Raw genomic sequence first — 21,709 nt, 5'->3', positions numbered from 1 at the left:
CAGGCACGTCGAAGACTCCTCAGTCCCCCGCCGAGGCGGCCCTTCCGTCGCCGCGTAGCCGTCGAAATCATGTGAGCCATACCACGATAAAAGCACGGTGGCTACCCCCGATTTCCCCGTTCATCGAGTGAAACTGCTCTCCCCAGCCCCCGACCGCAGGTATACAGTGCAACTAGAATTTTCGATCCACCAAGGAAGTCGGAGGGAAAGCATGACCGAAACCGCTGCCGAGCAGACCGAGACGTTTGCCCCACCTGAGCAGTTCGCGGCCGCAGCCAACGTCAAGGCCGATGAATACGAACGCGCCGAGGCGGACTACCTGGGTTTCTGGGCCGAACAGTCCCGTGAGCTCGTCGATTGGCACGAAGACTTCGGCGAGGTCCTCGACTGGACGAACCCGCCGTTCGCGAAATGGTTCGTCGGCGGAAAGCTCAACGTCGCTTATAACTGCCTCGACCGTCACGTCCTCGCAGGCAACGGCGACCGCGTGGCCATCAACTTCGAAGGCGAATCGGGCGACTCCCGCACCTTCACCTATGCCGAGCTCCTGGCCGAGGTGTCGAAGGCGGCGAACACGCTGATCGACCTCGGCGTGAAGACCGGCGACCGGGTGGCCATCTATCTGCCGATGATCCCCGAAGCGGTGATCTCGATGCTCGCCTGTGCCCGCCTCGGTGCGGCGCATTCCGTCGTCTTCGGCGGATTCTCCGCCGATGCTCTGCACTCGCGCATCATCGACGCCGAGGCCCGCGTCGTCATCACCGCCGACGGCAGCTACCGGCGCGCCAAACCCACGAGTCTCAAGCCGGCCGTCGACGAAGCGATCGCCCAGGGCGACACTCCCGTCGAGCACGTCCTCGTCGTCAAGCGCACCGGTCAGGACGTCGACTGGGTCGAAGGCCGTGACCAGTGGTGGGAGGACTCCGTCGGCCAGGCCGGCGACACACACGAGTGCGAATTCTTCGACTCGGAGCACCCGCTGTTCATCCTCTACACCTCCGGTACGACAGGAAAGCCCAAGGGCATCCTCCACACCACCGGCGGCTACCTCACTCAGGTGCTCTACTCGATGAAGGCCGTCTTCGACATCAAGCCCGAATCCGATGTCTTCTGGTGCACCGCCGACGTCGGCTGGATCACCGGTCACTCCTATGTCACCTACGGCCCACTGGCCGCCGGCACCACTCAGATCATCTACGAAGGCACTCCGGACACCCCGCATCAGGGTCGTTGGTGGGAGATCATCGAGAAGTACAGAGCCACGATCCTCTACGCCGCACCGACGGCGATCCGCACCTGCATGAAGTGGGGCGAGGAGATCCCCGCGAAGTACGATCTATCCAGTCTGCGCCTGCTCGGCAGCGTCGGCGAACCGATCAACCCCGAGGCCTGGCGCTGGTACCACCGCGTCATCGGCAGTGAGCGCTGCCCGATCGTGGACACATGGTGGCAGACCGAGACCGGGGCCCACATGATCGCGCCTCTGCCCGGCGTGCTCTCAACCAAGCCCGGCTCCTCACAGCGTCCGATTCCCGGCATCTCCGTCGATGTCGTCGATGATTCGGGTGAGAACCCGGCCGGCCCCGAAGGCGGACTGCTCGTCATCCGCCGCCCATGGCCGTCGATGCTGCGCGGAATCTGGAAAGACCCGGAGCGCTTCAAGGAGACCTACTGGTCGCGGTTCGAAGACACGTACTTCGCCGGCGACGGCGCCCGCCGTGATGAGGACGGGGACATCTGGTTCCTCGGGCGTGTCGACGACGTGATGAATGTGTCCGGTCACCGCCTGTCCACCGCGGAGATCGAGTCCTCGCTCGTCGCGCATCCCAAGGTCGCCGAGGCGGCTGTGGTCGGCGCCGCCGACGACACGTCCGGTCAGGCCGTCGTCGCGTTCGTCATCGTCTCCAACGGCGTCGAGGACTCCCCCGAGACCTCTGAGGAGCTGCGTCAGCATGTGGGCAAGGACATCGGCCCCATCGCGAAGCCGAAGAAGGTGCACATCGTCACGGACCTGCCCAAGACCCGCTCGGGCAAGATCATGCGTCGCCTGCTCAAGGACGTTGCCGAGAACCGCGAGGTCGGCAACACGTCGACCCTCGCCGATGCCTCGGTGATGGATCAGATCGAAAAGTCCGTCACAGGAGCCTGAGCCCCTCGCTCTGAGGCCGAAATCGGATGACCCGTCGGTGACAGACGACCCTGCCGCATAACGGCGGTCGTCCGGATCCGACGGGTTTTCCCGATTCCCCGCCGATTCGCCTTTGGCCGCAGAGCCCGTTCAGACTACTCTTAAGTTAGATTGTCCTCGTTCTCGATTTAGGAGCTCTCATGGCCGAACGGTCCATCAGCGAACTGATCAAAGGCATCAGCGACGATTCCAAAGCGATCGCCGAAGAAGAGATTGCCCTCGCCAAGGCCGAGGCCACTGCCGGTGCGAAGAACCTGGGCATCGGGGCCGGACTGGCCATCGTCGCTCTCTTCCTGCTCTTCCTGTCCTCGTTCATGGTGATCTTCGCCGGTGCGGCAGCATTCCATGAGGGTCTGGGCTGGCCATGGTGGGGCAGCTTCCTCATCGTCTTCGGCATCCTCGCCGTCATTGCGATCATCCTCGTCCTTGTGGCCCTCCCGCTGTTCAAGAAGGGCAACCCGGTTCCCGGCACCGCGATCGGTTCGGCCAAGTCGCTGGTGGCCTCTGTCAAGCGCGCAGTGAAGAATCCCTCGGGACCCAGGTACTGACACCTCTCCCAATCTGAGAACCGCGGCAGATGCGAGAAGCGGCGCCGGACATTTCGTCCGGCGCCGCTTCTCGCATTCACGCTCAGCGTCGCTTCGCGACTCGCTCCTTGGCTTCCCGCAGAACCTGACGTTCCCGTTTCCGTGCCTCGGCCAGCACCTTCTGCGCCTGCCGGACCGCTTTCTGCGCCTCTCGCAGCTTCTTATCGGCCGCTACCGCAGGGTCATCATCGGCGATCGCGGCATGCCCTGCAGCCGCTGCCTCCGTCGCATCATCGGGCGCGGCGACTGAGGTCGCTGCGCTCGAGCCGTCGTTCGCCACGTCGGACACGGCACCTGCCCGCGCGTTCACGATCGCCTCGATGAAGGCCTCCACCCCGTCCAAACCTCGTTCGAGCCCGAAGTCGAAGGGATCGAATTCCGAGGCGAAGACCCCCGCATCGATCGCCTTCCTGAGGAAGGGATATCCATCCTCGGTGATGACGGCGTCGAAGAGACGCTGCTCCCGCGCCGCCACCTCGGCGGCGTCCAAACCGGTCGCTCTGCTCTGCTCCTCGTAGCCTGCCGCAATCAGCCCTTTCCAACGAGCCGCACCGGTGACGAGAAGTGAGACAGCGATCCCCTCCTCTTCGGTCAGACCGGTATCGCGGAGCGCCTCGAGATCGGCTTCCAGCCAGGCCGAACTGTTCGGTGTGATCGGGCTGCCGGTGATCGGCATCGACAGCAGCCAGGACTGACGCGAATAGATCTGTGACTGCGCCTCATAGAGTTCACCGAGTCGTGCCCGCCAGCCGAGATCCTCCTCGCCTGGCTCCGGCGGCAGGCCGGTCGCCTCCTCCTGCATGAGCAGCAGCAGATCGTCCTTCGAGCTGACATAGCGGTAGAGCGACATCGGCGTGTACCCGAGTCGTTTCGCGACCGCCGCCATCGACACCGCCTGGATGCCGTCGCTGTCGGCGATCTCAATCGCAGCGTCGACGATCTTCTCGACGCTCATCTCCCTCTTCGGCCCCCGCTGGGGAGTCGCCGCGACACCCCAGGCCAGTGCGATTCCACTGGGAAGCTGCTCGATCAGATCATCCGTGCTCATGCCGTCAGTCTATATTGTGTATGGCATATATTGCGTGTTAGTGTCATATACAGTTTCTGTCATATACAGACACTTGCTCCGGGAACCACGACTCGTGAGAGGACTCCCATCATGACCACGGAAAGTTCAACCAGCACCGCACAGGACTCAACGGCACCGTCACCGAAACCGACAGGGCACATCGACACGGGTGACGTCCGTTCTCCCGCTATCTCCTTCACACAGGTGGGCAAGCGCTTCGGAACGAAGACCGTCCTCGACGGACTCGACTTCCACGTGCACAGAGGCGAGGTCTTCGCACTTCTCGGCTCCAACGGCGCAGGGAAGACCACATGCATCAATATCCTCACCACGCTCGTCCGCCCTGATGCCGGATCAGTTCGAGTCATGGACGTCGATGTGCGCGAGTCACCCGCCGAGGCGAAGCGGCGATTCGCCGTCACCGGCCAGTCAGCTGCCGTCGATGCCCATCTCTCGACCGAAGAGAACCTCGTCCTCCTCGGTCGACTCTCCGGGCTGAGTCGGAGTGCCGCGAAAGCGCGAAGCCGCGACCTTGCCGAGAAGCTCAGCCTCACAGCCTTCATGTCCACCCGGGTCGCCGCACTCTCCGGCGGTATGCGTCGCCGCCTCGACCTGGCTCTCAGCCTCGTCGTCCCTGTCGAGGTGCTCATTCTCGACGAACCCACCACCGGGCTGGACACCCGCTCCCGGCAGCAGCTGTGGACCGAAGTCAGCGAGCTCTCCCGAGGCGGCGCGACGGTGTTCCTCACCACCCAGTACCTCGACGAGGCCGATGCACTGGCCGACCGGATCGGCCTGCTCGACAGCGGCCGAATGGCGGGTCTGGGCACACCGGCAGAACTCAAGGCACGCATCGGCGAGGACACCGTGTCGATCCGCGGAACAGACGGAACTCAACTGGATGAGATCGCGACCGACGGCACTGTCGCCGGCCTCGCCGCGGCTCTCGAGCCGTGGACTTCCCGATCGCCTCGGGCCTCGGTTTCCCTGCACAGTCCCAGCCTCGACGACGTCTTCCTCGATTTCACCTCGGCCGGCTCACCTCACTGAGCGCTCGATATCCGATCCCACGTCTCCGATCTCCACACCGCCCAGAGAGGACAGACCAATGTCACACAGTCACCCGATCACCGATACCCCGACGACAGCAGCGACCACCGCCTCTCCCCTCCCCCGAGGGGTCTCCCGTACACGCCCTCGCGGGTTCTCAACCGAGGCCGCCTTCATCGGCAGGAGCCTGCGTCACGCTGTTCGCGACGTCGAATCGCTGCTCATGGCCGTCGCTCTGCCAGTGATGCTCATGCTCATGTTCACCTTCGTCTTCGGCGGCGCTCTCGATCCCGACGGCGGCTACGTCGACTACGTCGTCCCCGGAATCATCCTCACCTGCGCCGGATTCGGTGCCGCCTCGACCTCGCTGTCGGTGGCTTCGGACATGACCTCCGGGTTCGTCGACCGACTGCGGACGATGCCGGTGCGAGCGTCTGCCGTCATCACCGGGCACGTGGCGGCGAGCCTCGCAAGGAATCTGTTCGCCACTTCCATCGTCCTCCTCGTCGCCGTCGCCATCGGATTCCGCCCCTCCGCCGGAGTGGCCGAATGGCTGGCGACCGTCGGACTCGTCGCCCTCTACATTCTGGCGATCACGTATCTCTTCGCCGCTATCGGCCTCGCCGCGAAGTCTCCCGAATCCGCCAATGGATACGGTTTCATCCTGCTCTTCCTCCCGTACGTCTCCAGCGCGTTCGTGCCGGTCGAGACCATGCCGAAGTGGCTGGAGGTGTTCGCCGACAATCAGCCGATCACCCCGATCATCGACGCTCTGCGCGCACTGCTCATCGGCACCGAGATGGGCGCTTCCGGCTATCTCGCTGTCGGCTGGTGTCTGCTCATCCTCGCTGTGGCGGCGGTGTGGGCCGCGGTGCTGTTCAGAGCGAAGGCCGGGCAGCGCTGACCGTCACCGGAAACCGCAGTGGCCGAATTCAGAAGTCGATGGCGATGGGAACCTTCTTGTCCCATTCACCGGCCCAGCCGAGATGGTCGAGGGCGAAGTCGAGGATGCCGGCAGTGAAGCCCCATACCTTGAGGACTCCGACGTCGAAGGCCGGGGTCGAGATCTTCAGATCGGGACGGGCGAAGGTTCCGCGGTTGGCGGGGGCGACGAGGTCGGCGATGGCCACCCGATAGACGGAGTAGGACTCCCGCTGATCCATCACCTGGACTTGGCCCGGCTGACGCCAATAGCCGATAACCGGAGTGACCTCGAACTTCGAGACGGGGATATAGAGCGGGTCCATCTCTCCGAGAACTTCGACGGTGTCCGGGGAGATTCCGGCTTCTTCCTCCGCTTCACGCAGCGCGGCGGCCGCCATGGAATCGTCTTCGGGATCACGACCGCCTCCGGGGAAGGCGACCTGCCCGGGATGATGGCGCAGGGTCGCGGCACGCTGGAGAAGAACGATGTCGACATCGGCGACGCCGAGTTCGGCCAGGCGCGATGCTTCTGCTCCTCCTGCCTCGGTGCGAGGCTCTCCCCCGCGCCCGAAGAGCATGAGAACGGCGGCGTCACGGGCGGACTGCTCTGCGGCGTCCTTCTGTCGGCGCAGCCACAGCGGGGACCCGTGCGAGGCGGCGAGATCTTCGAGCTGCCCGCGCAAGGCCCCATCGGCGATCGTCGCCGATTCGGGTGGAAGGTCGGGGATTCGGGCGCTCATCGTCCCTCCTCGGGGACAGCCTCCTCGGCGGGAGTGGCCAAAGGCGCCATTTCGAACCGAAGCATGGCACGTGCCTTGTCCGGGTCGAGTTCCCCGATCCCGAACGATGGGCACAGCGCCGTCAGGGGGCAGGCTCCACAGGCGGGCTTGCGGGAATGGCAGATGCGGCGGCCGTGGAAGATCACCCGATGCGAAAGCATGGTGAGGTCCTTCTTCGGGAACAGGGCCGCGATCTCGTGCTCGGCCTTGACCGGATCGGTCTCCTCGGTCCAACCGAAGCGGCGGGCCAGCCGGCCCATATGTGTATCGACGGTCAGCCCAGGGGTGTCGAAAGCGTTTCCGAGGACGACGTTCGCGGTCTTTCGTCCGACTCCGGCGAGCTTGACGAGCTTGTCCAGCTTGTTCGGCACCACGCCGTCGTATTCATCGACGAGTTCGTTCGCGAGCTTGACGATGTTGCGGGCCTTGGCCCGGTAGAACCCAGTGGAGCGGATGTGCTCCTCGACCTCGATGAGATTGGCCACGGCCAGGGCGTGGGCGTCGGGGAAGGCGGCGAAGAGGCTCGGGGTGACCGAGTTGACGCGGATATCGGTGGTCTGGGCGGAGAGGACGGTGGCGATGAGCAGCTGGAACGGAGTCTCGAAGTCGAGCTCGCACTTCGCGTTCGGATACACCTCGGCGAGGATGCGATGGATCTTCCGCGCCCGGCGAGTCCGGCCCAGCGGGGTCTCCTTCGCGAACTTCCGCGCGCTCTTCTCTGCCACAGTCAACACGACTCACCATCCTAATCCGTGCCCTGTCATTCCGCAGTCATGCCGGTCACACCCGTGAATCATGTTCGCGCCCGGATCTGCGCACCTTGTTCTGGCCGGCTGCGGGAATGGTGTGGACGGGAGTCGTGTTGGGCGGTGCGGGAGAGGTTTTCATACTGATGGGCCACACTCCCGCGTCTTTGCTGGTATCGATGCAGATGACCAGGTAGATTTGTGTGTGATTATCACGACAAGGAGGAACCAGTGGATATTGAAGTGGTGCGGGGCGCGACGCTCTTCGCAGGTCTGGACGATGAAGCCACCAGTGCATTGATGAAGTTCATGAACCCGCGGAGTCTCCGTCGGGGAACCGTGCTCTTCCATGAGGGCGATGCCGGTGACGAGCTCTACATCGTCTCCTCGGGCAAGCTCAAGATCGGCCGTGAGTCCTCCGACGGCCGTGAGAACCTGCTGTCCGTGGTCGGCCCCGGCGAGATCATCGGTGAGCTCAGCCTCTTCGATCCGGGCCCGCGTTCGACCTCTGTCACTGCCGTCTCCCAGTCGGAGCTGCTCAGCCTCAAGCACGAAGACCTCACCACTTGGCTCAACGAGCGTCCGCAGGCCGCGATGAACCTGCTCAAGGCCCTCGCCCAGCGTCTGCGTCGCACAAATGAGACCGTCGGCGACCTTGTCTTCTCCGATGTGCCCGGCCGTGTCGCCAAGGCTCTGCTCGATCTCGCAGCTCGCTTCTCGAAGCCGGCTCCCGACGGTGTGCTCGTCGCTCACGACCTCACTCAGGAAGAGCTGGCTCAGCTCGTCGGTGCCTCGCGTGAGACCGTGAACAAGGCACTGGCCGACTTCGCCGCCCGCGGCTTCATCCGTCTCGAGGCCCGCTCCGTCGTCATCCTCGACATGGACCGCATGCGCAACCGCGCCCGCTGATCCTCCCAGCGACCTCCGGCCGCTGTGGCCGCGTGGACGCCGCGACAAATGGACGCCCCAGCCGATTCGGCTGGGGCGTTCGTTCTGGTCGGGACAGGTGTGCGTCGTGGCCGGCGCTCGCCGTCTCAGGGGCTGTCGCGTGAGGTGTGGGAAGTTTCGTGATCGCGTTCTGATCCAGTCATCGAGTTCAAACTCGATGACTGGATCAGAACCCGAGTCGTGAGTGGTGTGTCATCCAGCTGGACCGAAGATGTTGCGCACCAGGCGCCGCGGCAGGACTCAGGCGTCGTCGGCGGCTCCGGCGTCAGCAGCAGGACTCAGGCGTCGTCGGCGGCGGGCAGGGCGTCGAGGTAGGCCAGCTGAGCCTTGACGATCTGCTCGGCCGCCGACCGTACGCTGGAGTCGACGTCGTGGTAGACGATGTCGCATACCTCTGAGGCCGTCTTCGCCCCCTGCTCCAATGCCGCTTTGACCTGCTCGATGCGTTCGAGTCGGTGGGAACGGTAGTAGTCGATCACCTCGGCGGGGGCGTCGATGCGCTCACCGTGGGCCGGCTCGATGATGGCGAACTCCCCGTCGTCGAGCAGCTCCTTCAATCGGTCGAGGGAGTTCAGATAGTCGCCCAGGGAGCCTTCCGGGTGGGTGACGATCGTCGTCCCCTCCCCCAGGATCGTATCGCCGCTGTAGAGGGCTCCGGAGTGGATGAGGCTGATGCTGTCGCTCGTGTGTCCGGGGGTGGCGACGACGCGCAGAACGTCGGCCGGAGTGTCACCGAAGGCGATCTCGTCGCCGTCGCTGACCGGGTTCGTGTGCCGAGCGAAACGCTCGAGCACGGCATAGACGGGCACGTCGGGGGCCCACTGGTCGATGCTTCCGAGCATCTCAGAATGGTCGGCGTGCTGGTGGGTGAGAACGACCGCCGCCAGGTCACGGTCGGCCACTTCCGCGAGGAAGGCTTCACGATGATCGGCCATCTCCGGTCCGGGATCGATGACAACTGCGGACGTGTCATCCTGGCTGGTGAGCACGTAGGTGTTCGTACCGGTCAGGGTCATCGGGCCGGGGTTGTTCGCACGGATTCTCATGAGTCGTCGTTCTCCTCGTCTGTCGTTTCGTCATCGTCACCGCTGAATGTCAGGAAGCCGGGGTTCTGGTCGGTGTCGGTCTCGCCGACGGCCACGGCCCGGTCGCGCAGGCTTCCCTTGCTGTGGGGGTCCTTGCCCGTGTGGATGACGACCTTCCAGTCGCCGTCGTCATCGACGATCTCCGGACGCAGCGGGTGGAGGTTGCGGATCTGCGCCATGGCCGCGCCCACGGTCGGGACCTCGGCGAGGCTTTCGACGATGATGCGGGCGGCCGCGCCGATGCGGTCGGGGTCTCCTCCCACCTCGGCGATGATCTGGTCGGGGCGTTTCCATCCGGCAGAGGTCTCGTTCGGTGACAGGAAGTCGACGTCCTGGCCGAAGGGCACGGTGGCGATGAAGTAGGTGGTGTCGAACCGGTGCAGCTGGGTGGGGGTGTTGATCCAACGCAGCCACGGTTTGCACAGATCGGGACGCAACCGCAGGTCTCGGTCGCGTAAGACCTGTGACCAGGACACTTCGTTCGAGAACAGCCTCGATCGGGTGGTGTTCCAGTCCGTCTGCGGTGTGGCCACGATCTCCCGGTCGACATCCTCGGCGAGTAGGATTCCGGTGGCAGCGAAGGTGATGCGGGCGGCCGCGGAGAAGTGGTGGAGGGCGCGGGATTTGTTTTCGATGCTCAGCGCACGGGCGCACCGGGCCGAATTCCATCCGGCCAGAGGCAGCTTCCGCACATCACCCGGGCGCAGGCTGCTGGTGGGAAATGCCCACCGGTTGCGGTCTTCGACGCCGCGGGCGTCGAGTTGCCGGGTGATGAAGAGTTCCAGCCCGTCCGCGGAATCCCGGATCAGCACGATCGCCGAGGTGGGGCGCGGGGCCTCCGGGACGGGCCACCGTCCGTCGGACTGCCAGTGGTCAAGCAGCCACCGCAGCTCCGACGAGACGGGAAGAGTGCGTCCGCTAAGCGGCATCGCCTGAGACCTCGACGATGACTTCGACCTCGACGGGGGTGCCCAGAGGCAGAGTGTTCACGCCGACCGCGCTGCGGGCGTGCTGCCCACGGTCTCCGAAGATCTCGCCATAGAGCTCGGACACGCCGTTGATGACGGCTGGCTGCTGGGTGAAGTCGTCGGCGGAGTTGACGAAGCCGGTGACCTTGACGACGCGCACGATCTTGTCGAGATCGCCGATGACTCCGGCGATGGCGGCCAGAGCGTTGAGCCCGGCGGTGCGTGCAAGTTGGTAGCCGGTGTCGAGGTCGACATCCGTGCCGAGGTGACCGGTCGCAGGCAGTTTGCCGTCGACGACGGGCAGCTGGCCCGAGGTATAGACGTAGTTCCCGGTGCGCAGGGCGGGGACGTAGGCGCCGGCTGGTGTGGCGATCTCGGGCAGTTCGAGGCCGAGTTCGTTCATGCGCTCAAGGGTCTTCGACATTGTTCTTCTTTCGGTGAGGGTGGGGTGTCAACGGTCCGGCCGGTTCAGCTCATTCTTTGGGGCGTTTGAGGTAAGCCACGAGTCCGTTGTTGTCGGGACCCGGGACGACCTGCACGAGTTCGTATCCGTCCTCGCCCCACTGGTCGAGGATCTGCTTGGTCGCGTGGACGATGAGCGGCACGGTGACGTATTCCCACTTGGTCATGGTTCTCCTCAGTTGTTGGTGCGGCGCCGAGGCGGTCCGAGTGATCCGGTATGACCAGGCTTTCCTGGTGCGGTCGACGACGCAGGTCCGTTCCCCACACTAGCCCAGACTGGGCACGCTGGGCACCCGTGTTCCGTGGGCGGCGGTCACAGCTGTTTCGCTGCGGCGACACCCGTGAAAGTCAGACAGCGAAGGCGGGGAGGCCCTGGTCCTCCCCGCCTTCACCGGGACGTTCTCCGCCGGGTTCTATCGGCCGGTCACGACCGGCATCTCATCGGCTCAGTTGCCGCCGAGGCCGGGAGCCTCGCCGCCGCCGTCACCGCCGTCACTGCCGCCGTCACTGCCGCCGTTGTTGCCGCCGCCGTTTCCGCCGCCGTTTCCGCCGCCGCCTCCGTTGTTTCCGGAGTTGCCGCCTCCACCGCCGCCGTTGCCGCCGCCACCGGTGCCGCCACCGCCGTTGCCGTGGCTTCCGCCACCGCCACCGCCACCGCCGCCGGTGCCGCCGCCGCCTCCACCGCGGCCGCCGCTGGACGAACCGCCACCACCGCCGGAGCCGCCGCCGGAGAAGTACTTGCTGCTGGGCTTCGGGAACCCGGTATTGCCCTTGGTCTCCTTCACCGCCTGGCTCATGTATGCCTGCCAGGTCTTACCGGAGATGGTCGCACCGTAGATGTGGCCTCTGACGGCGCCGGCGCCGTTGGTGCGCCAGTCCCGAGTGCCCCCCGGATCACCGGTCCAGACCGCAGTCGACAGCGTCTTGGTGAACCCGAGCAGCCAGGTGTGACCGACCTCGAAGTTCGTCGTACCGGTCTTAGCGCCTGCCGGAACTCCGATCTTCAGCGAGCTCGTCGTACCGCCGTTGAACGTCTGAGTCAGCGCGTAGGCGACGCCCTTGGCCACTTCCTTGTCGAGCACTCGCTTGCAGCCTTCGCCAGGCAGGTCGAGCTTCTCGCCTTTGCGGTCCTTGATCTCAATGATCGGCTTCGGCCCACAGAATTCGCCTTCGTTCGCGAAGGTGGCGAACGCCGCGGCCATGGCGATCGGCGTGGTCTCCGTCGTACCGAGAATCGACGACGGTGACAGGGCTTGGATGAAGCCGGACTTGTCCTTGAAGTCGAGCGCCTCTCCGCTGCCATAGCGGATGCCGAGGTCCATAGCGGTGTCCATGACGTCACACATGTTCAGTTGGTTGCCCATCGCCGCATAGCCCGTGTTGACGGACTTCTTCGTGGCCTCCAGCGCGGTCATCGAACCCTTGCCTTCACCGTCGCCGGCGTTGTTCGGGTCCCAGTCTCCGCCCATATTCGGACAGCCCTCGTACTTCCAGGAGCTGGCCGGGAAATTGCGCTTCGTCGCATTGACGGTGGTGTTGAGGCTCTTTCCTTCCTTCAGCCATGCCGTCAGGACGAAAGGCTTCCACGTCGAACCGACCTGGAAGCCGCCGCCTCCGTTGTGCTTCTTGTCGACGGTGTAGTTGATCGAGGTCTTCTTGTTCTTGTCCTTCTTCTTGACCTCTCCCGCGGTGTATTCGCGGTTCTCGGCCATGGCGATGACTTCACCGGTTCCAGGTTCGATCGTCACCAGGGCGTGACCGGCGCCGGAGGGGTCGCCGACGGGGACGCGCTTCTTGATCTCCTTGTCCGCGATCTTCTGGATATCGGGATTGAGGCTCGTCTTGATCTTCAGACCGCCACGTTGGAGGAAGGCCAGGCGTTCGTCAGCCGTGTCGCCGAAGGTGTCATCATTCATAATGACGTTCTGAACATAGTTGCAGAAGAATTCTGCCTTGCTCTTGGCTGCCGAACAGCCGTTCGGTGTCTCATGCAGGTCGAGGTCGAGGTCGGTCTTGACCGCCTTGTCGTATTCCTTCTGCGTGATGTGGTCGTACTTGAGCATCTGCCCGAGCACGGTGTTGCGACGCTTGAGCACCTGGTCGGGGAACCGCTGCGGGTTGAACGCCGAGGGGTTCTGCACGATTCCGGCGAGCATCGCCGACTGCTGGATGTTGAGATCCTTCGCGTGGATGCCCCAGTACCGGTAGGCGGCGGCTTCGACACCGTAGACGTTCGGGGAACCCGAATAGTTGTTGATGTTCATGTAGCGGTTGAGGATTTCCTTCTTGTCGTACTTCTTCTCAACCGCGACAGCGAGTTTGGCTTCGCGCAGCTTACGCGCATAGCCGGCGGTGCCTTCGGACTCCTTCGCCGCAGCCACACCTTCGGAGTCTTCCTCGGCATGCGCGTTCTCTGCCAGCACGTTCTTCACGTACTGCTGGGTCAGCGTCGATCCGCCCTGAGTCGTCGAGGACACCATATTGTGCACCGCTGCACGAGCAATGCCCTCGATGTCGACGCCGCCGTGTTCGAAGTACCGGTAGTCCTCGACGGCGATCGTCGCATTCTGCATATCCTTCGAGATCTTATCCAGCGGGACCTCCTGGCGGTTCTGCCAGTAGAACTCCGCAAGCTCGGACCCGTCGGAGGCAAGCATCGTCGACTTCTCACCGAGGTCCTTGATCTCCAAGGTCGCGGGGAGTGAATCGAAGATCTCGACAGCGCTGTTCGCACTGGCTGTTGCGACACCGACTCCGGGAATGGCCAGACCGGCAGCGACGATTCCCGCCACTGCGCTGACGGCCACGAACTGCATGAACGCGCCCATTTTTGTGGGTGGGGCGTTTGACTCAGGAGACACCATGGTAGCCAGTTTAACGAATTTGCCTTGTGCAAATCTTCAGAAACCGCTGAACAGGTTAGGCCATTGCGACGAGTTCCAAGACGCTGACTTCAGGTCGGCAGGCGAAACGCACTGGTGAGTACGGTGAGAATCCGAGACCGGCGGAGATGGCGACGAGGCTCTTCCGGTACGGAAAGACTCCGCGTGCGCGTGTCCGATCGAGGTCGCAGTTCGTCACCGGCGCACCCCAGAAGGGCACGCGGATCTGTCCCCCGTGAGTGTGTCCGGCCATGATGAGGTCCGCCCCCGCCGAGGCGAACGCCTCCAAGGTCCGCGAATACGGGGCGTGTGTCACGCCCACCTTGAGCCCGGCCTTGGAATCGAACCGCGGATGCTCAAGCACGCCCTTGCCGGGTGCTCCCCCACTCCAACGGATCCGGTCGCGGTCGATATGGGCGTCGCCGAGCCCGGTGAAGTGGATCCGGGTGCCCTTGATCGTCAGGGTCGCCTCGGTGTTGTCGAGGAAATGCCATCCCTGACTACCGGCCGACGAGTCCGACGGGGATGTCGGTTCTTCGAATCCGCGGACGAGGGCCCCAACGTCGAGATCGGGGTTCACTCGGTGTTTGACCTGGGACGGCGATCGCAGATACTTCGCGGGATTCTTCGCCTGCGGCGAGAAGAAGTCATTTGACCCCAGGACGAAGACTCCGGGTGTGTCGAGCAGACCGGAGAAGACGTCGAGGACGTCGGGCACGATATCGGCCGAGAGGTTGTCACCGGTGTTGACGACGACGTCCGGTTCGAGCCGGGTGAGCGCTTTGACCCAGGAGGCACGGTGCTTCTGCCAGGGCGCCAGGTGCAGGTCGGCGACGTGGAGGATCCGGATGGATTCGGCTCCGGCAGGCAGGATCGGCAGGGTGTGGTGGCGGATGGCGAAGAGGTGCGGTTCGATGACCGCACCCCAGATTCCGGCGGCCGTGGGGGCGGCAAGAGCACCGGCGAGGAGAGCGCGCTTCTTCATTCCCCCAACTCTATCCGCTCCCAGAACTACCTGACGGCGGCCCAGCAACCTCGCGCGAGGTTGCTGGGCCGCCGTCAGGTAGCAACTAGGGGGTGGGGATGGGGGTGTTGTGTTCTCTTGCGGCGCGGTGGGCGCGGCGGCGGTGCAGGGATTCCATCCGGCGACCGCCGACGAGACGGCAGACGACGTAGATGAGGAACGAGATCGTCGTGACGAACGGGCTGATCGGGACCACCGGTGAACCGAGCGCAATGAGGATGCCACCGACCGAGGCGGTCACGGCGAAGATCACGCTGAGCACCGGAACCCACACCGGCGAGGCCGAGAGCTGGGTTGCTGCGGCGGCCGGGGTGATGAGGAGAGCGAGGACGAGGAGGACACCGACGACCTGCACGCTCAGCGCCACCGCGAGTCCGAGGGTGAGCATGAAGACGATGGTGAGCACACTGACCGGCACACCTTTGGCCCGTGCCACCTCGGGGTCGAGGCTGGAGAACATGAGCGGACGCCAGACGATCGCCAACACCACGAGTACGGCCAGCGCACAGATGATGAGGGTGAGGATCTGGCCGGGTGTGATCGCGACGATCTGGCCGGTGAGCAGCCCGAACTTGCTCGCCGCTCGCCCGTCGTAGAGGGCGAGGAAGAGGATCGCCAGCCCCAGCCCGAAGGGCATGAGGACGCCGATGATCGCGTTCTTCTCCGAATCCTTGGCCCCGCCGATGCCGATGATGAGAGCCGCGACGACGGACCCGACGATCGAACCGGTCACGACGTCGAAGCCGACGAGCAGGGCGAAGGCAGCACCGGCGAAGGAGAGTTCGGAGACCCCGTGGACGGCGAAGGGGATGTCCCGAGCCATGACGAAGACGCTGATGAGGCCACCGACAACGCCGAGCAGCGCCGCGGCGATGAGAGAATTGGCCAGCAGCGCCACGAGCTCGCCGTAATCCTCGAAGGTGAAGAGGTTGGCAAAGATCTCAGGAATGCTCATCGGTTCACCACCGTCCCGTCGAGGTCGAAGGAGTCATCGGGCAGGTTGTGGTGGTCGACGCATTCCTCTTCACCGCCGACGACGACGAGGCGGCCGCCGACGCGGACCACTTCGACCGGAGCACCGTAGAGGCGGGACAGCGATTCGGTGGTCATCACCTCGGCGGGGGTGCCGATGAGGAAATGCCCGCCGACGATATAGAGCACCCGGTCGACATACGGCAGGATCGGGTTGATCTCGTGGGTGACGAAGACGACGGCGGCATCGCGTTTGACCCGCTGTTCGTGCAGCAGCGCGGCCACCACCTGCTGGTGGTGCAGGTCGAGGGACAGCAGCGGTTCGTCGCAGAGCAGCACCGTGGGATCGTTGGCCAGGGACTGTGCCACGCGCAGTCGCTGCAGCTCACCGCCGGAGACCGTGCCGGCGGGGGCATCGGCATAGTCGGTGGCGCCGACGGAGGCCAAGAGGTCTTCGACCTTCTTCTTTCGTCCCCGGGACAGCAGGCTCATCCCCCACCGGTGACCGTCGATGCCCATGCGCACCAGATCGCGGCCGCGCATCGGAGTGTGCGGATCGATTCCGCGCTGCTGCGGAATGTAGCCGATGGCGGGATTGCCCTTGTGCACTTCCCGACCGCCGACCTCAGCGGTGCCGGCCGACAGCGCATTCTGTCCCAGCAGCACCTTGAGCAGGGAGGTCTTGCCGGTGCCGTTGGGGCCGAGCACGGCGAGGAACTCCCCGGGCGCGACGTCGAGGTCGAGATCGTGCCAGAGCACACGCGGGCCGAACCGCAGTTCGGCATCGCGCAGTCGAATCACCGGCTCCCGTCGCGTTGCCGGTGCGGAAGCGTCGGATTCCTTGGCCATGTTCAGTGCTTGTGCCCTTCGAGTGCGGTTGAGATTTCGGTGATGTAGCCACCCATCCAGTCGGCGTAGTGCGTTCCCGAAGGCATGGTCTCGGCGAGGTCGACGACCGGGACGTCGGAGTCCTCAGCGGTGGACTTCAAGGCCTCTGCCTGCGGACCTGCCGCTTGAGTATTGTATCCAAGCAGCACGGCATCTCCATCGGAGATCTGCTTCTCCGCGGCCTTGAGCACCAGCGGCGGCACATCGTTGCCCTCTTCGACGGCGGCGAGGAACTCCATCGAGGTGACGTTCTCGAGCCCCATATCGTCGAACAGCCACAGCGGAATCGGTTCGGTCGCAGCGACCTTCTCGCCGCCGTGTTCCTTCTTCACCGCATCGATATCGTCCTGCAGGGCGGTCAGCTGCGCCTTGTACTCCTTCGCGTTCTCCTCGAACTCGCCCTGATGTTCCGGCAGGGCCTCGCCGAGGTGGGTCGCCGCCTCGTCGACGAGCTTCGTCATCGTCGGGACCGAGTACCACAGGTGTTCGTTGAATGATCCGTGATCGTGGCCTTCGTGGCCCGCATCATCGTGGCCCTCTTCGGCATGTTCATGGTCATGTGCCTCCTCACCCTCGTGAGCGTGCCCGCCGCCGTGGGCTTCCTCGTCGTCATGGCCCTCACCGTGTTCATGGTCGTGGGGCTCGTTGCCGAGACCTTCCGAGCCGGGCAGGCCCGAGATCGAAACGGTATCGATGATGTCGACGTCGGTACCGGAGGCATTGAGCATTCCGGTCATGAATGCGTCGTAGCCGCCGCCGTTCTGTACCACGAGGTCGGCCTTCGACAGTTTGAGTCGATCCTGCGTGGTCGCCTCGTAGGAGTGAGGATCCTGGTTCGGATCATCGATGATCGGGCTCACCTCGGCGAAATCGCCGGCGACTTGGGAGACGATGTCGGCGTAGACGTTGGTCGAGGTCACCACGCGCAGTGCCCCGGCGTTGGCTTCGGAGGCCTGTCCCCCGCAGCCGCTGAGGACCAGCGTCGCCGAGGAGGCGATGGCAGCGGAAGTGAGAAGAATGCGCGAGGAGGTCATGAGGAGCCTTTCTAAGGCATCGAGGATGAAGCAACATCGTCGACGATACTCAGATCAGAGGCCCGCCACTAATATAAATATTTATATATAGCAACGCTTTTATATGTTCTGGCCGCTTTCGACACTTGGCACCCATACCGTCACCCGAGGTCCGCTCGTTCAAGGCGGAGCGCACTTTTCGCTCCGTGTCCCGCGTGCAATCTGCGGTTGCGCTTGAACAAGTTCGACCGGCGTGCGGGAACTCTGGATAAACGAGCGTGGCCTTGAACGAGACTGCCGCTGACGGGCAGTCGAGTGCGACTGTGGGAAACAACGAACCGCCCGAAAGCGTGTGCTTCCGGGCGGTTCATCACCTGACTGTCGTTGCCTTGCCGGCTCAGGCGGCCTTCGCCTCGAGCTTCTTGGCCAGCAGAGCGGCGATCTGCACGGTGTTCAGTGCCGCGCCCTTGCGCAGGTTGTCGTTGGAGACGAAGAGGACGAGTCCCTTGCCTGCTGGTGCCGACTGGTCGGCGCGGATGCGGCCGACGTAGCTGTCGTTCCGACCTGCGGCCTTGAGCGGGGTCGGGACCTCGTCGAGGGAGACTCCGGGTGCCTGCGACAGGATCTCGGTGGCCTGCTCGGGGCTGATGTCGGAGTCGAATTCGGCGTGGATGCTCAGGCTGTGTCCGGTGAAGACTGGCACGCGCACGCAGGTGCCGGCGACCAGCAGGTCGGGCAGTCCGAGGATCTTCCGGCTCTCGTTGCGCAGCTTCTTCTCTTCATCGGTTTCGTTCTGCCCGTCGTCGACGACCGATCCGGCCATCGGCAGGACGTTGAACGCAATCGGTTCGACGTAGTTGTCAGGCTCCGGCAGGCTCACCGCGTTTCCGTCGGTGGTGAGCTTGCGGGCATCGGGCAGACCGGCTTCGAGCTGACCGGCGAGCTCCTCGACCCCGGACAGACCCGAACCGGACACTGCCTGGTAGGTAGCCACGATGAGACGGCTCAGTCCGGCCTTGTCATGGAGGGCCTTGAGCACGGGCATGGCGGCCATGGTCGTGCAGTTCGGGTTCGCGATGATGCCCTTGGGCGGCTCATCAAGGGCATTGGGGTTGACCTCGCTGACGACGAGCGGAACCTCCGGGTCCGAACGCCACGCCGAGGAGTTGTCGACGACGATGGCACCGGCCGCGGCGAAACGCTCGGCCTGTGCCTTCGACGTCGCCCCACCGGCGGAGAACAGGGCGATATCGAGTCCGCTCGGATCCGCCTCGGCGGCGTCTTCGACGGTGATCGGCTGGCCCTTGAAGTCGATCGTCTTCCCGGCCGAACGGGCCGAGGCGAAGAGCCTCAGGGACCCGATCTCGAACCCGGGATCGTCGGCCAGCAGGTCGAGCATGACTCCGCCGACCTGGCCGGTCGCACCGACTACTCCGATATTGACGCTCATCGTCCGGTACCTCCGTACACCACTGCTTCGTTGTCTTCACTGTCGAGTCCGTAGGCGGCATGAGCGGCACGGACCGCGTCGTCGAGCAGGTCTGCTCGGGTGACGACGCTGATGCGGATCTCCGAGGTGGAGATCATGTCGATATTGACCTGGGCTTCGCTGAGCGCTTCGAACAGGGTCGCGGTCACGCCCGGGTGGGAGCGCATTCCGGCGCCGACGACGGAGAGCTTGCCGATCTGGTCGTCGTAGCGGACCTGGTCGAAGCCGATCTCTGCCTTCACACCGTCGAGGGCCTCGAGCGCCTTGGCTCCGTCGTCCATGGGCAGGGTGAATGAGATGTCCGTCTTCCCCGGCTCGCGGGTGGAGATGTTCTGGACGATCATGTCGATGTTGGCTTCCTGCTTGGCCAGAGTCTTGAAGATCTCAGCGGCCTTGCCGGGGACATCGGGAACACCGACGATCGTGACCTTGGCTTCCGAGCGGTCGTGGGCGACGCCGGAGATGATTGCCTGTTCCATGGTGGACTCCGTTTCTGGTTCCGCTGCCGGGGTCGATGATCCCCGGCCCTGGCGGAAGGCTTCGGGGATGGGTGAATCGGTCACCCAGGTTCCTTGGTTGCGAGAGAATGAGGACCGCACGTGCACCGGCACGTTGTAACGGCGGGCGTATTCGACGCAGCGGAGCATGAGGACCTTGGCGCCCGAGGCGGCCATCTCCATCATCTCTTCGTAGCCGATCTCATCGATCTTGCGCGCCGTGGGCACGATCCGCGGATCCGCGGTGAAGACGCCGTCGACGTCGGTGTAGATCTCACACACATCGGCGTCGAGCGACGCGGCCAGTGCCACAGCGGTGGTGTCGGAGCCGCCGCGGCCGAGTGTGGTGATGTTCTTCGCAGTCTGGCTGACGCCCTGGAATCCTGCGACGATGGCAACGTATCCCTCGTCGAGGGAGGACCGGATGCGGCCGGGAGTGACGTCGATGATTCGGGCCTTGCCGAACTGCTCATCGGTGATGACTCCGGCCTGGGAGCCGGTGAAGGACTGGGCTTCGAAGCCGAGGTTGGCGATCGCCATGGCCAGCACCGCCATCGAGATGCGCTCACCGGCGGTCAGCAGCATATCGAGTTCGCGGGCGGGGGGCATGGGGGAAACCTGTTGGGCCAAGTCGATGAGATCATCGGTACTGTCACCCATGGCCGACACCACGACAACTACTTCGTGACCGGCTTGACGGTACTCGACAATTCGTTTGGCCACTCGCTTGACCGATTCCGCATCGGCTACCGAGGACCCACCGAACTTCTGGACGACTATGCTCACTGCAGTATCTTCCTTATCGCTGATAAGTTCCGTGCCAGGCGATCGATTCCATGGTTCCAAACATGGAGGTCTCGTGCTGCATCGATCAGGATTTCAGCCGTGTCGGGCTCCCGGCACCTGAACCATTGTATGAGGTGCGTCATTCCGCTTCACCTTCGCCCGTCATTCAGACACTGCCTGACCGGGCCGAACGTCCGCCCCTGCAGACCCGAGCGTTGACTGTGCACATAGGCGAGGCGGCGGTTGGTCACCGGGCGTTCAGCCCCTGCTCAGAGATCGTTATAAACGAGGCATCGCGGAACGCCGGATTCACTCGCCGAGGCGGCCCGCCGGCTTCGTGCCGACGGGCGCTGCTCTTGACGGTCAGTCCGACCGTCGCTCCACGGTGAAGAGGTCACCGGGCTGACAGTCGAGGACCTCGCACAGAGCAATGAGAGTGGAGTAGCGCACGGCCTTCGCTCTGTTGTTCTTGAGCACGGAGAGGTTTGCGAGCGAGACCCCAACGCGCTTGGACAGTTCGGTCAGGCTCATGTCTCGCCGGGTCAGCAGACTGTCGAGGTGGCAGATGACTCGGGAAGAGCCGAATTCCTCGACCATCACACGAGCCCTTCGAGCTCTTCTTGAGCTTCGCGCCCTGATCTGAAGCACCTCCGCAGCAGTTCGGCGCCGCCGACGGCCCCGAGAACGAAGAATGCGTGGACGACGGTGATTCCCGGCTCCACTTCATCAGCGATGCCGATATCGGCGGAGATCCAGTTGCCGCCGGGAACCTTGGTGATGAAGTGGAGAATCCACCCGATCGCCACGATCCACTCGAACGCCGCAAAGGCGCGGGATGCCCGGGGCGTGAAGGGTGTTCCCGCCGCGATGTCACGGATGACAGGCACCAGGGAGATCGCGGCCGCCAACACGGTGAGGATAAGAGCGACTTCGGCAATGGTCACCAGCACGACCGCCCCGGCCGAGACGTCGGCCGTCGGAACGACGATCTCGGTGAGTCCGGACAGGGATACCGCTCCGTTCCCGGCATCGAGCGAGGAGGCGGAGCCGTCGGAGAAGTCCACCGTCACCGCCACTTCGGAGCGGATCATTCGCGTGACGAGATCAGTGACGGCATAGATGACGTAGAAGCCGACCGCCAAACCGATCCATAGTTCGTAACCTGTTCCGAACGCCTTGCGCTTCTGAGGTTCGCCGTCCGGCCTCTGTTCCTCTGTCGGTGACATGACAACGCCTTCCCGTCCCAGCGAGCAGCAGACGAGCTTTTCGCCGACCTTCGCCGCATCCGATGACTTATCGTTCTTCGATATATCGATAAACAATATGCTTCACGATTATCGATATGGTGTCAA

General features: G+C 64.2%; 21 protein-coding genes. 5 read left to right on the top strand and 16 right to left on the bottom strand.

Annotated elements, in window-relative coordinates; all coding sequences use genetic code 11:
• The first annotated feature begins 211 nt into the window (after nucleotides 1–211).
• Complete coding sequence (gene acs / locus AC239G_RS04950) at nucleotides 212–2,149, top strand: acetate--CoA ligase (protein ID WP_482401522.1); 1,938 nt, start codon at nucleotides 212–214, stop codon at nucleotides 2,147–2,149.
• Between the two features lie 179 nt (nucleotides 2,150–2,328).
• Nucleotides 2,329–2,736, top strand: coding sequence for a phage holin family protein (locus AC239G_RS04945; RefSeq protein WP_039211350.1), 408 nt, complete (start codon nucleotides 2,329–2,331; stop codon nucleotides 2,734–2,736).
• Nucleotides 2,737–2,818: 82 nt separating this feature from the next.
• Here AC239G_RS04945 and AC239G_RS04940 read toward each other — a convergent pair whose 3' ends face one another.
• The gene (locus AC239G_RS04940; protein WP_482401521.1) at nucleotides 2,819–3,823 is read right to left on the bottom strand and encodes a TetR/AcrR family transcriptional regulator; all 1,005 of its coding nucleotides are present in this window, start codon (nucleotides 3,821–3,823) and stop codon (nucleotides 2,819–2,821) included.
• Between the two features lie 111 nt (nucleotides 3,824–3,934).
• Between AC239G_RS04940 and AC239G_RS04935 the strand changes: the two genes are divergently transcribed.
• Both AC239G_RS04935 and AC239G_RS04930 read left to right on the top strand, forming a co-directional pair.
• On the top strand, nucleotides 3,935–4,894 hold the full coding sequence (locus tag AC239G_RS04935) for an ABC transporter ATP-binding protein (RefSeq protein ID WP_482401520.1): 960 nt from the start codon (nucleotides 3,935–3,937) through the stop codon (nucleotides 4,892–4,894).
• Nucleotides 4,895–4,952: 58 nt separating this feature from the next.
• Nucleotides 4,953–5,798, top strand: a complete 846-nt coding sequence (locus tag AC239G_RS04930) for an ABC transporter permease (RefSeq protein ID WP_139468710.1) — start codon at nucleotides 4,953–4,955, stop codon at nucleotides 5,796–5,798.
• Nucleotides 5,799–5,826: 28 nt separating this feature from the next.
• Here the strand turns inward: AC239G_RS04930 and AC239G_RS04925 are convergent, their stop codons facing one another.
• Both AC239G_RS04925 and nth read right to left on the bottom strand, forming a co-directional pair.
• Nucleotides 5,827–6,558 (bottom strand): NUDIX hydrolase, encoded by a 732-nt coding sequence (locus AC239G_RS04925; RefSeq protein ID WP_259357050.1) that lies wholly within the window; start codon nucleotides 6,556–6,558, stop codon nucleotides 5,827–5,829.
• The gene (gene nth / locus AC239G_RS04920) at nucleotides 6,555–7,331 is read right to left on the bottom strand and encodes an endonuclease III (protein ID WP_139468712.1); all 777 of its coding nucleotides are present in this window, start codon (nucleotides 7,329–7,331) and stop codon (nucleotides 6,555–6,557) included. The genes AC239G_RS04925 and nth overlap by 4 nt, the downstream gene beginning before the upstream one ends.
• 243 nt (nucleotides 7,332–7,574) lie before the next feature.
• On the opposite strand from nth, the gene AC239G_RS04915 reads away from it, so the two are divergent.
• Entirely contained in the window at nucleotides 7,575–8,252 is a 678-nt protein-coding gene (locus AC239G_RS04915) for a Crp/Fnr family transcriptional regulator (RefSeq protein WP_101545702.1), read from the top strand.
• Nucleotides 8,253–8,569: 317 nt separating this feature from the next.
• Here the strand turns inward: AC239G_RS04915 and AC239G_RS04910 are convergent, their stop codons facing one another.
• The 13 genes from AC239G_RS04910 to AC239G_RS04850 all read right to left on the bottom strand — a co-directional run bounded on the left by AC239G_RS04910 (nucleotide 8,570) and on the right by AC239G_RS04850 (nucleotide 21,583).
• Nucleotides 8,570–9,337 carry an MBL fold metallo-hydrolase gene (locus AC239G_RS04910; protein WP_139468713.1) on the bottom strand — a complete coding sequence of 256 codons (768 nt, stop codon included), beginning with the start codon at nucleotides 9,335–9,337 and terminating at the stop codon, nucleotides 8,570–8,572.
• The gene (locus tag AC239G_RS04905) at nucleotides 9,334–10,305 is read right to left on the bottom strand and encodes an NUDIX hydrolase (protein ID WP_181270935.1); all 972 of its coding nucleotides are present in this window, start codon (nucleotides 10,303–10,305) and stop codon (nucleotides 9,334–9,336) included. The genes AC239G_RS04910 and AC239G_RS04905 overlap by 4 nt, the downstream gene beginning before the upstream one ends.
• Entirely contained in the window at nucleotides 10,295–10,768 is a 474-nt protein-coding gene (locus tag AC239G_RS04900; RefSeq protein WP_139907182.1) for a RidA family protein, read from the bottom strand. The genes AC239G_RS04905 and AC239G_RS04900 overlap by 11 nt, the downstream gene beginning before the upstream one ends.
• A gap of 49 nt (nucleotides 10,769–10,817) precedes the next feature.
• Nucleotides 10,818–10,973 carry a Sp36 family protein gene (gene sp36 / locus AC239G_RS04895; RefSeq protein ID WP_009883339.1) on the bottom strand — a complete coding sequence of 52 codons (156 nt, stop codon included), beginning with the start codon at nucleotides 10,971–10,973 and terminating at the stop codon, nucleotides 10,818–10,820.
• Between the two features lie 279 nt (nucleotides 10,974–11,252).
• Entirely contained in the window at nucleotides 11,253–13,670 is a 2,418-nt protein-coding gene (locus tag AC239G_RS04890; protein ID WP_139468716.1) for a transglycosylase domain-containing protein, read from the bottom strand.
• A 55-nt stretch (nucleotides 13,671–13,725) separates the two neighbouring features.
• A complete protein-coding gene (locus AC239G_RS04885; RefSeq protein ID WP_139468717.1) occupies nucleotides 13,726–14,673 on the bottom strand; it encodes a metallophosphoesterase in 948 nt (315 codons plus the stop codon).
• Between the two features lie 85 nt (nucleotides 14,674–14,758).
• Nucleotides 14,759–15,667, bottom strand: a complete 909-nt coding sequence (locus tag AC239G_RS04880; protein WP_139468718.1) for a metal ABC transporter permease — start codon at nucleotides 15,665–15,667, stop codon at nucleotides 14,759–14,761.
• The gene (locus AC239G_RS04875) at nucleotides 15,664–16,533 is read right to left on the bottom strand and encodes a metal ABC transporter ATP-binding protein (protein ID WP_487489924.1); all 870 of its coding nucleotides are present in this window, start codon (nucleotides 16,531–16,533) and stop codon (nucleotides 15,664–15,666) included. Before AC239G_RS04875 ends, AC239G_RS04880 begins: the two co-directional genes overlap by 4 nt.
• 2 nt (nucleotides 16,534–16,535) lie before the next feature.
• Nucleotides 16,536–17,606: a metal ABC transporter solute-binding protein, Zn/Mn family gene (locus AC239G_RS04870; RefSeq protein WP_139468720.1), complete on the bottom strand. Its 1,071-nt coding sequence runs from the start codon at nucleotides 17,604–17,606 to the stop codon at nucleotides 16,536–16,538.
• Between the two features lie 376 nt (nucleotides 17,607–17,982).
• Complete coding sequence (locus AC239G_RS04865; RefSeq protein ID WP_139468721.1) at nucleotides 17,983–19,035, bottom strand: aspartate-semialdehyde dehydrogenase; 1,053 nt, start codon at nucleotides 19,033–19,035, stop codon at nucleotides 17,983–17,985.
• Nucleotides 19,032–20,357, bottom strand: coding sequence for an aspartate kinase (locus AC239G_RS04860; RefSeq protein ID WP_139468722.1), 1,326 nt, complete (start codon nucleotides 20,355–20,357; stop codon nucleotides 19,032–19,034). Before AC239G_RS04860 ends, AC239G_RS04865 begins: the two co-directional genes overlap by 4 nt.
• A gap of 363 nt (nucleotides 20,358–20,720) precedes the next feature.
• Nucleotides 20,721–20,954, bottom strand: coding sequence for a helix-turn-helix domain-containing protein (locus AC239G_RS04855; protein WP_139468723.1), 234 nt, complete (start codon nucleotides 20,952–20,954; stop codon nucleotides 20,721–20,723).
• Complete coding sequence (locus tag AC239G_RS04850; RefSeq protein ID WP_487489923.1) at nucleotides 20,954–21,583, bottom strand: DUF2975 domain-containing protein; 630 nt, start codon at nucleotides 21,581–21,583, stop codon at nucleotides 20,954–20,956. The genes AC239G_RS04855 and AC239G_RS04850 overlap by 1 nt, the downstream gene beginning before the upstream one ends.
• Nucleotides 21,584–21,709 lie beyond the last annotated feature (126 nt).

The sequence above is a fragment of the Brevibacterium sp. Lmc1 genome, from assembly GCF_057654315.1.
Note: the sequence above shows the minus strand (reverse complement) of the source record. Positions and strands in the feature narration are given on the sequence as shown.

Bases quoted from the DNA above. Each gene is read 5' to 3' on its own strand.
- acs (WP_482401522.1), top strand. From the start codon at position 212: ATGACCGAAACCGCTGCCGAGCAGACCGAGACGTTTGCCCCACCTGAG.
- AC239G_RS04945 (WP_039211350.1), top strand. From the start codon at position 2,329: ATGGCCGAACGGTCCATCAGCGAACTGATCAAAGGCATCAGCGACGAT.
- AC239G_RS04940 (WP_482401521.1), bottom strand. From the start codon at position 3,823: ATGAGCACGGATGATCTGATCGAGCAGCTTCCCAGTGGAATCGCACTG.
- AC239G_RS04935 (WP_482401520.1), top strand. From the start codon at position 3,935: ATGACCACGGAAAGTTCAACCAGCACCGCACAGGACTCAACGGCACCG.
- AC239G_RS04930 (WP_139468710.1), top strand. From the start codon at position 4,953: ATGTCACACAGTCACCCGATCACCGATACCCCGACGACAGCAGCGACC.
- AC239G_RS04925 (WP_259357050.1), bottom strand. From the start codon at position 6,558: ATGAGCGCCCGAATCCCCGACCTTCCACCCGAATCGGCGACGATCGCC.
- AC239G_RS04910 (WP_139468713.1), bottom strand. From the start codon at position 9,337: ATGAGAATCCGTGCGAACAACCCCGGCCCGATGACCCTGACCGGTACG.
- AC239G_RS04905 (WP_181270935.1), bottom strand. From the start codon at position 10,305: ATGCCGCTTAGCGGACGCACTCTTCCCGTCTCGTCGGAGCTGCGGTGG.
- AC239G_RS04900 (WP_139907182.1), bottom strand. From the start codon at position 10,768: ATGTCGAAGACCCTTGAGCGCATGAACGAACTCGGCCTCGAACTGCCC.
- sp36 (WP_009883339.1), bottom strand. From the start codon at position 10,973: ATGACCAAGTGGGAATACGTCACCGTGCCGCTCATCGTCCACGCGACC.
- AC239G_RS04890 (WP_139468716.1), bottom strand. From the start codon at position 13,670: ATGGTGTCTCCTGAGTCAAACGCCCCACCCACAAAAATGGGCGCGTTC.
- AC239G_RS04885 (WP_139468717.1), bottom strand. From the start codon at position 14,673: ATGAAGAAGCGCGCTCTCCTCGCCGGTGCTCTTGCCGCCCCCACGGCC.
- AC239G_RS04880 (WP_139468718.1), bottom strand. From the start codon at position 15,667: ATGAGCATTCCTGAGATCTTTGCCAACCTCTTCACCTTCGAGGATTAC.
- AC239G_RS04875 (WP_487489924.1), bottom strand. From the start codon at position 16,533: ATGGCCAAGGAATCCGACGCTTCCGCACCGGCAACGCGACGGGAGCCG.
- AC239G_RS04870 (WP_139468720.1), bottom strand. From the start codon at position 17,606: ATGACCTCCTCGCGCATTCTTCTCACTTCCGCTGCCATCGCCTCCTCG.
- AC239G_RS04865 (WP_139468721.1), bottom strand. From the start codon at position 19,035: ATGAGCGTCAATATCGGAGTAGTCGGTGCGACCGGCCAGGTCGGCGGA.
- AC239G_RS04855 (WP_139468723.1), bottom strand. From the start codon at position 20,954: ATGGTCGAGGAATTCGGCTCTTCCCGAGTCATCTGCCACCTCGACAGT.
- AC239G_RS04850 (WP_487489923.1), bottom strand. From the start codon at position 21,583: ATGTCACCGACAGAGGAACAGAGGCCGGACGGCGAACCTCAGAAGCGC.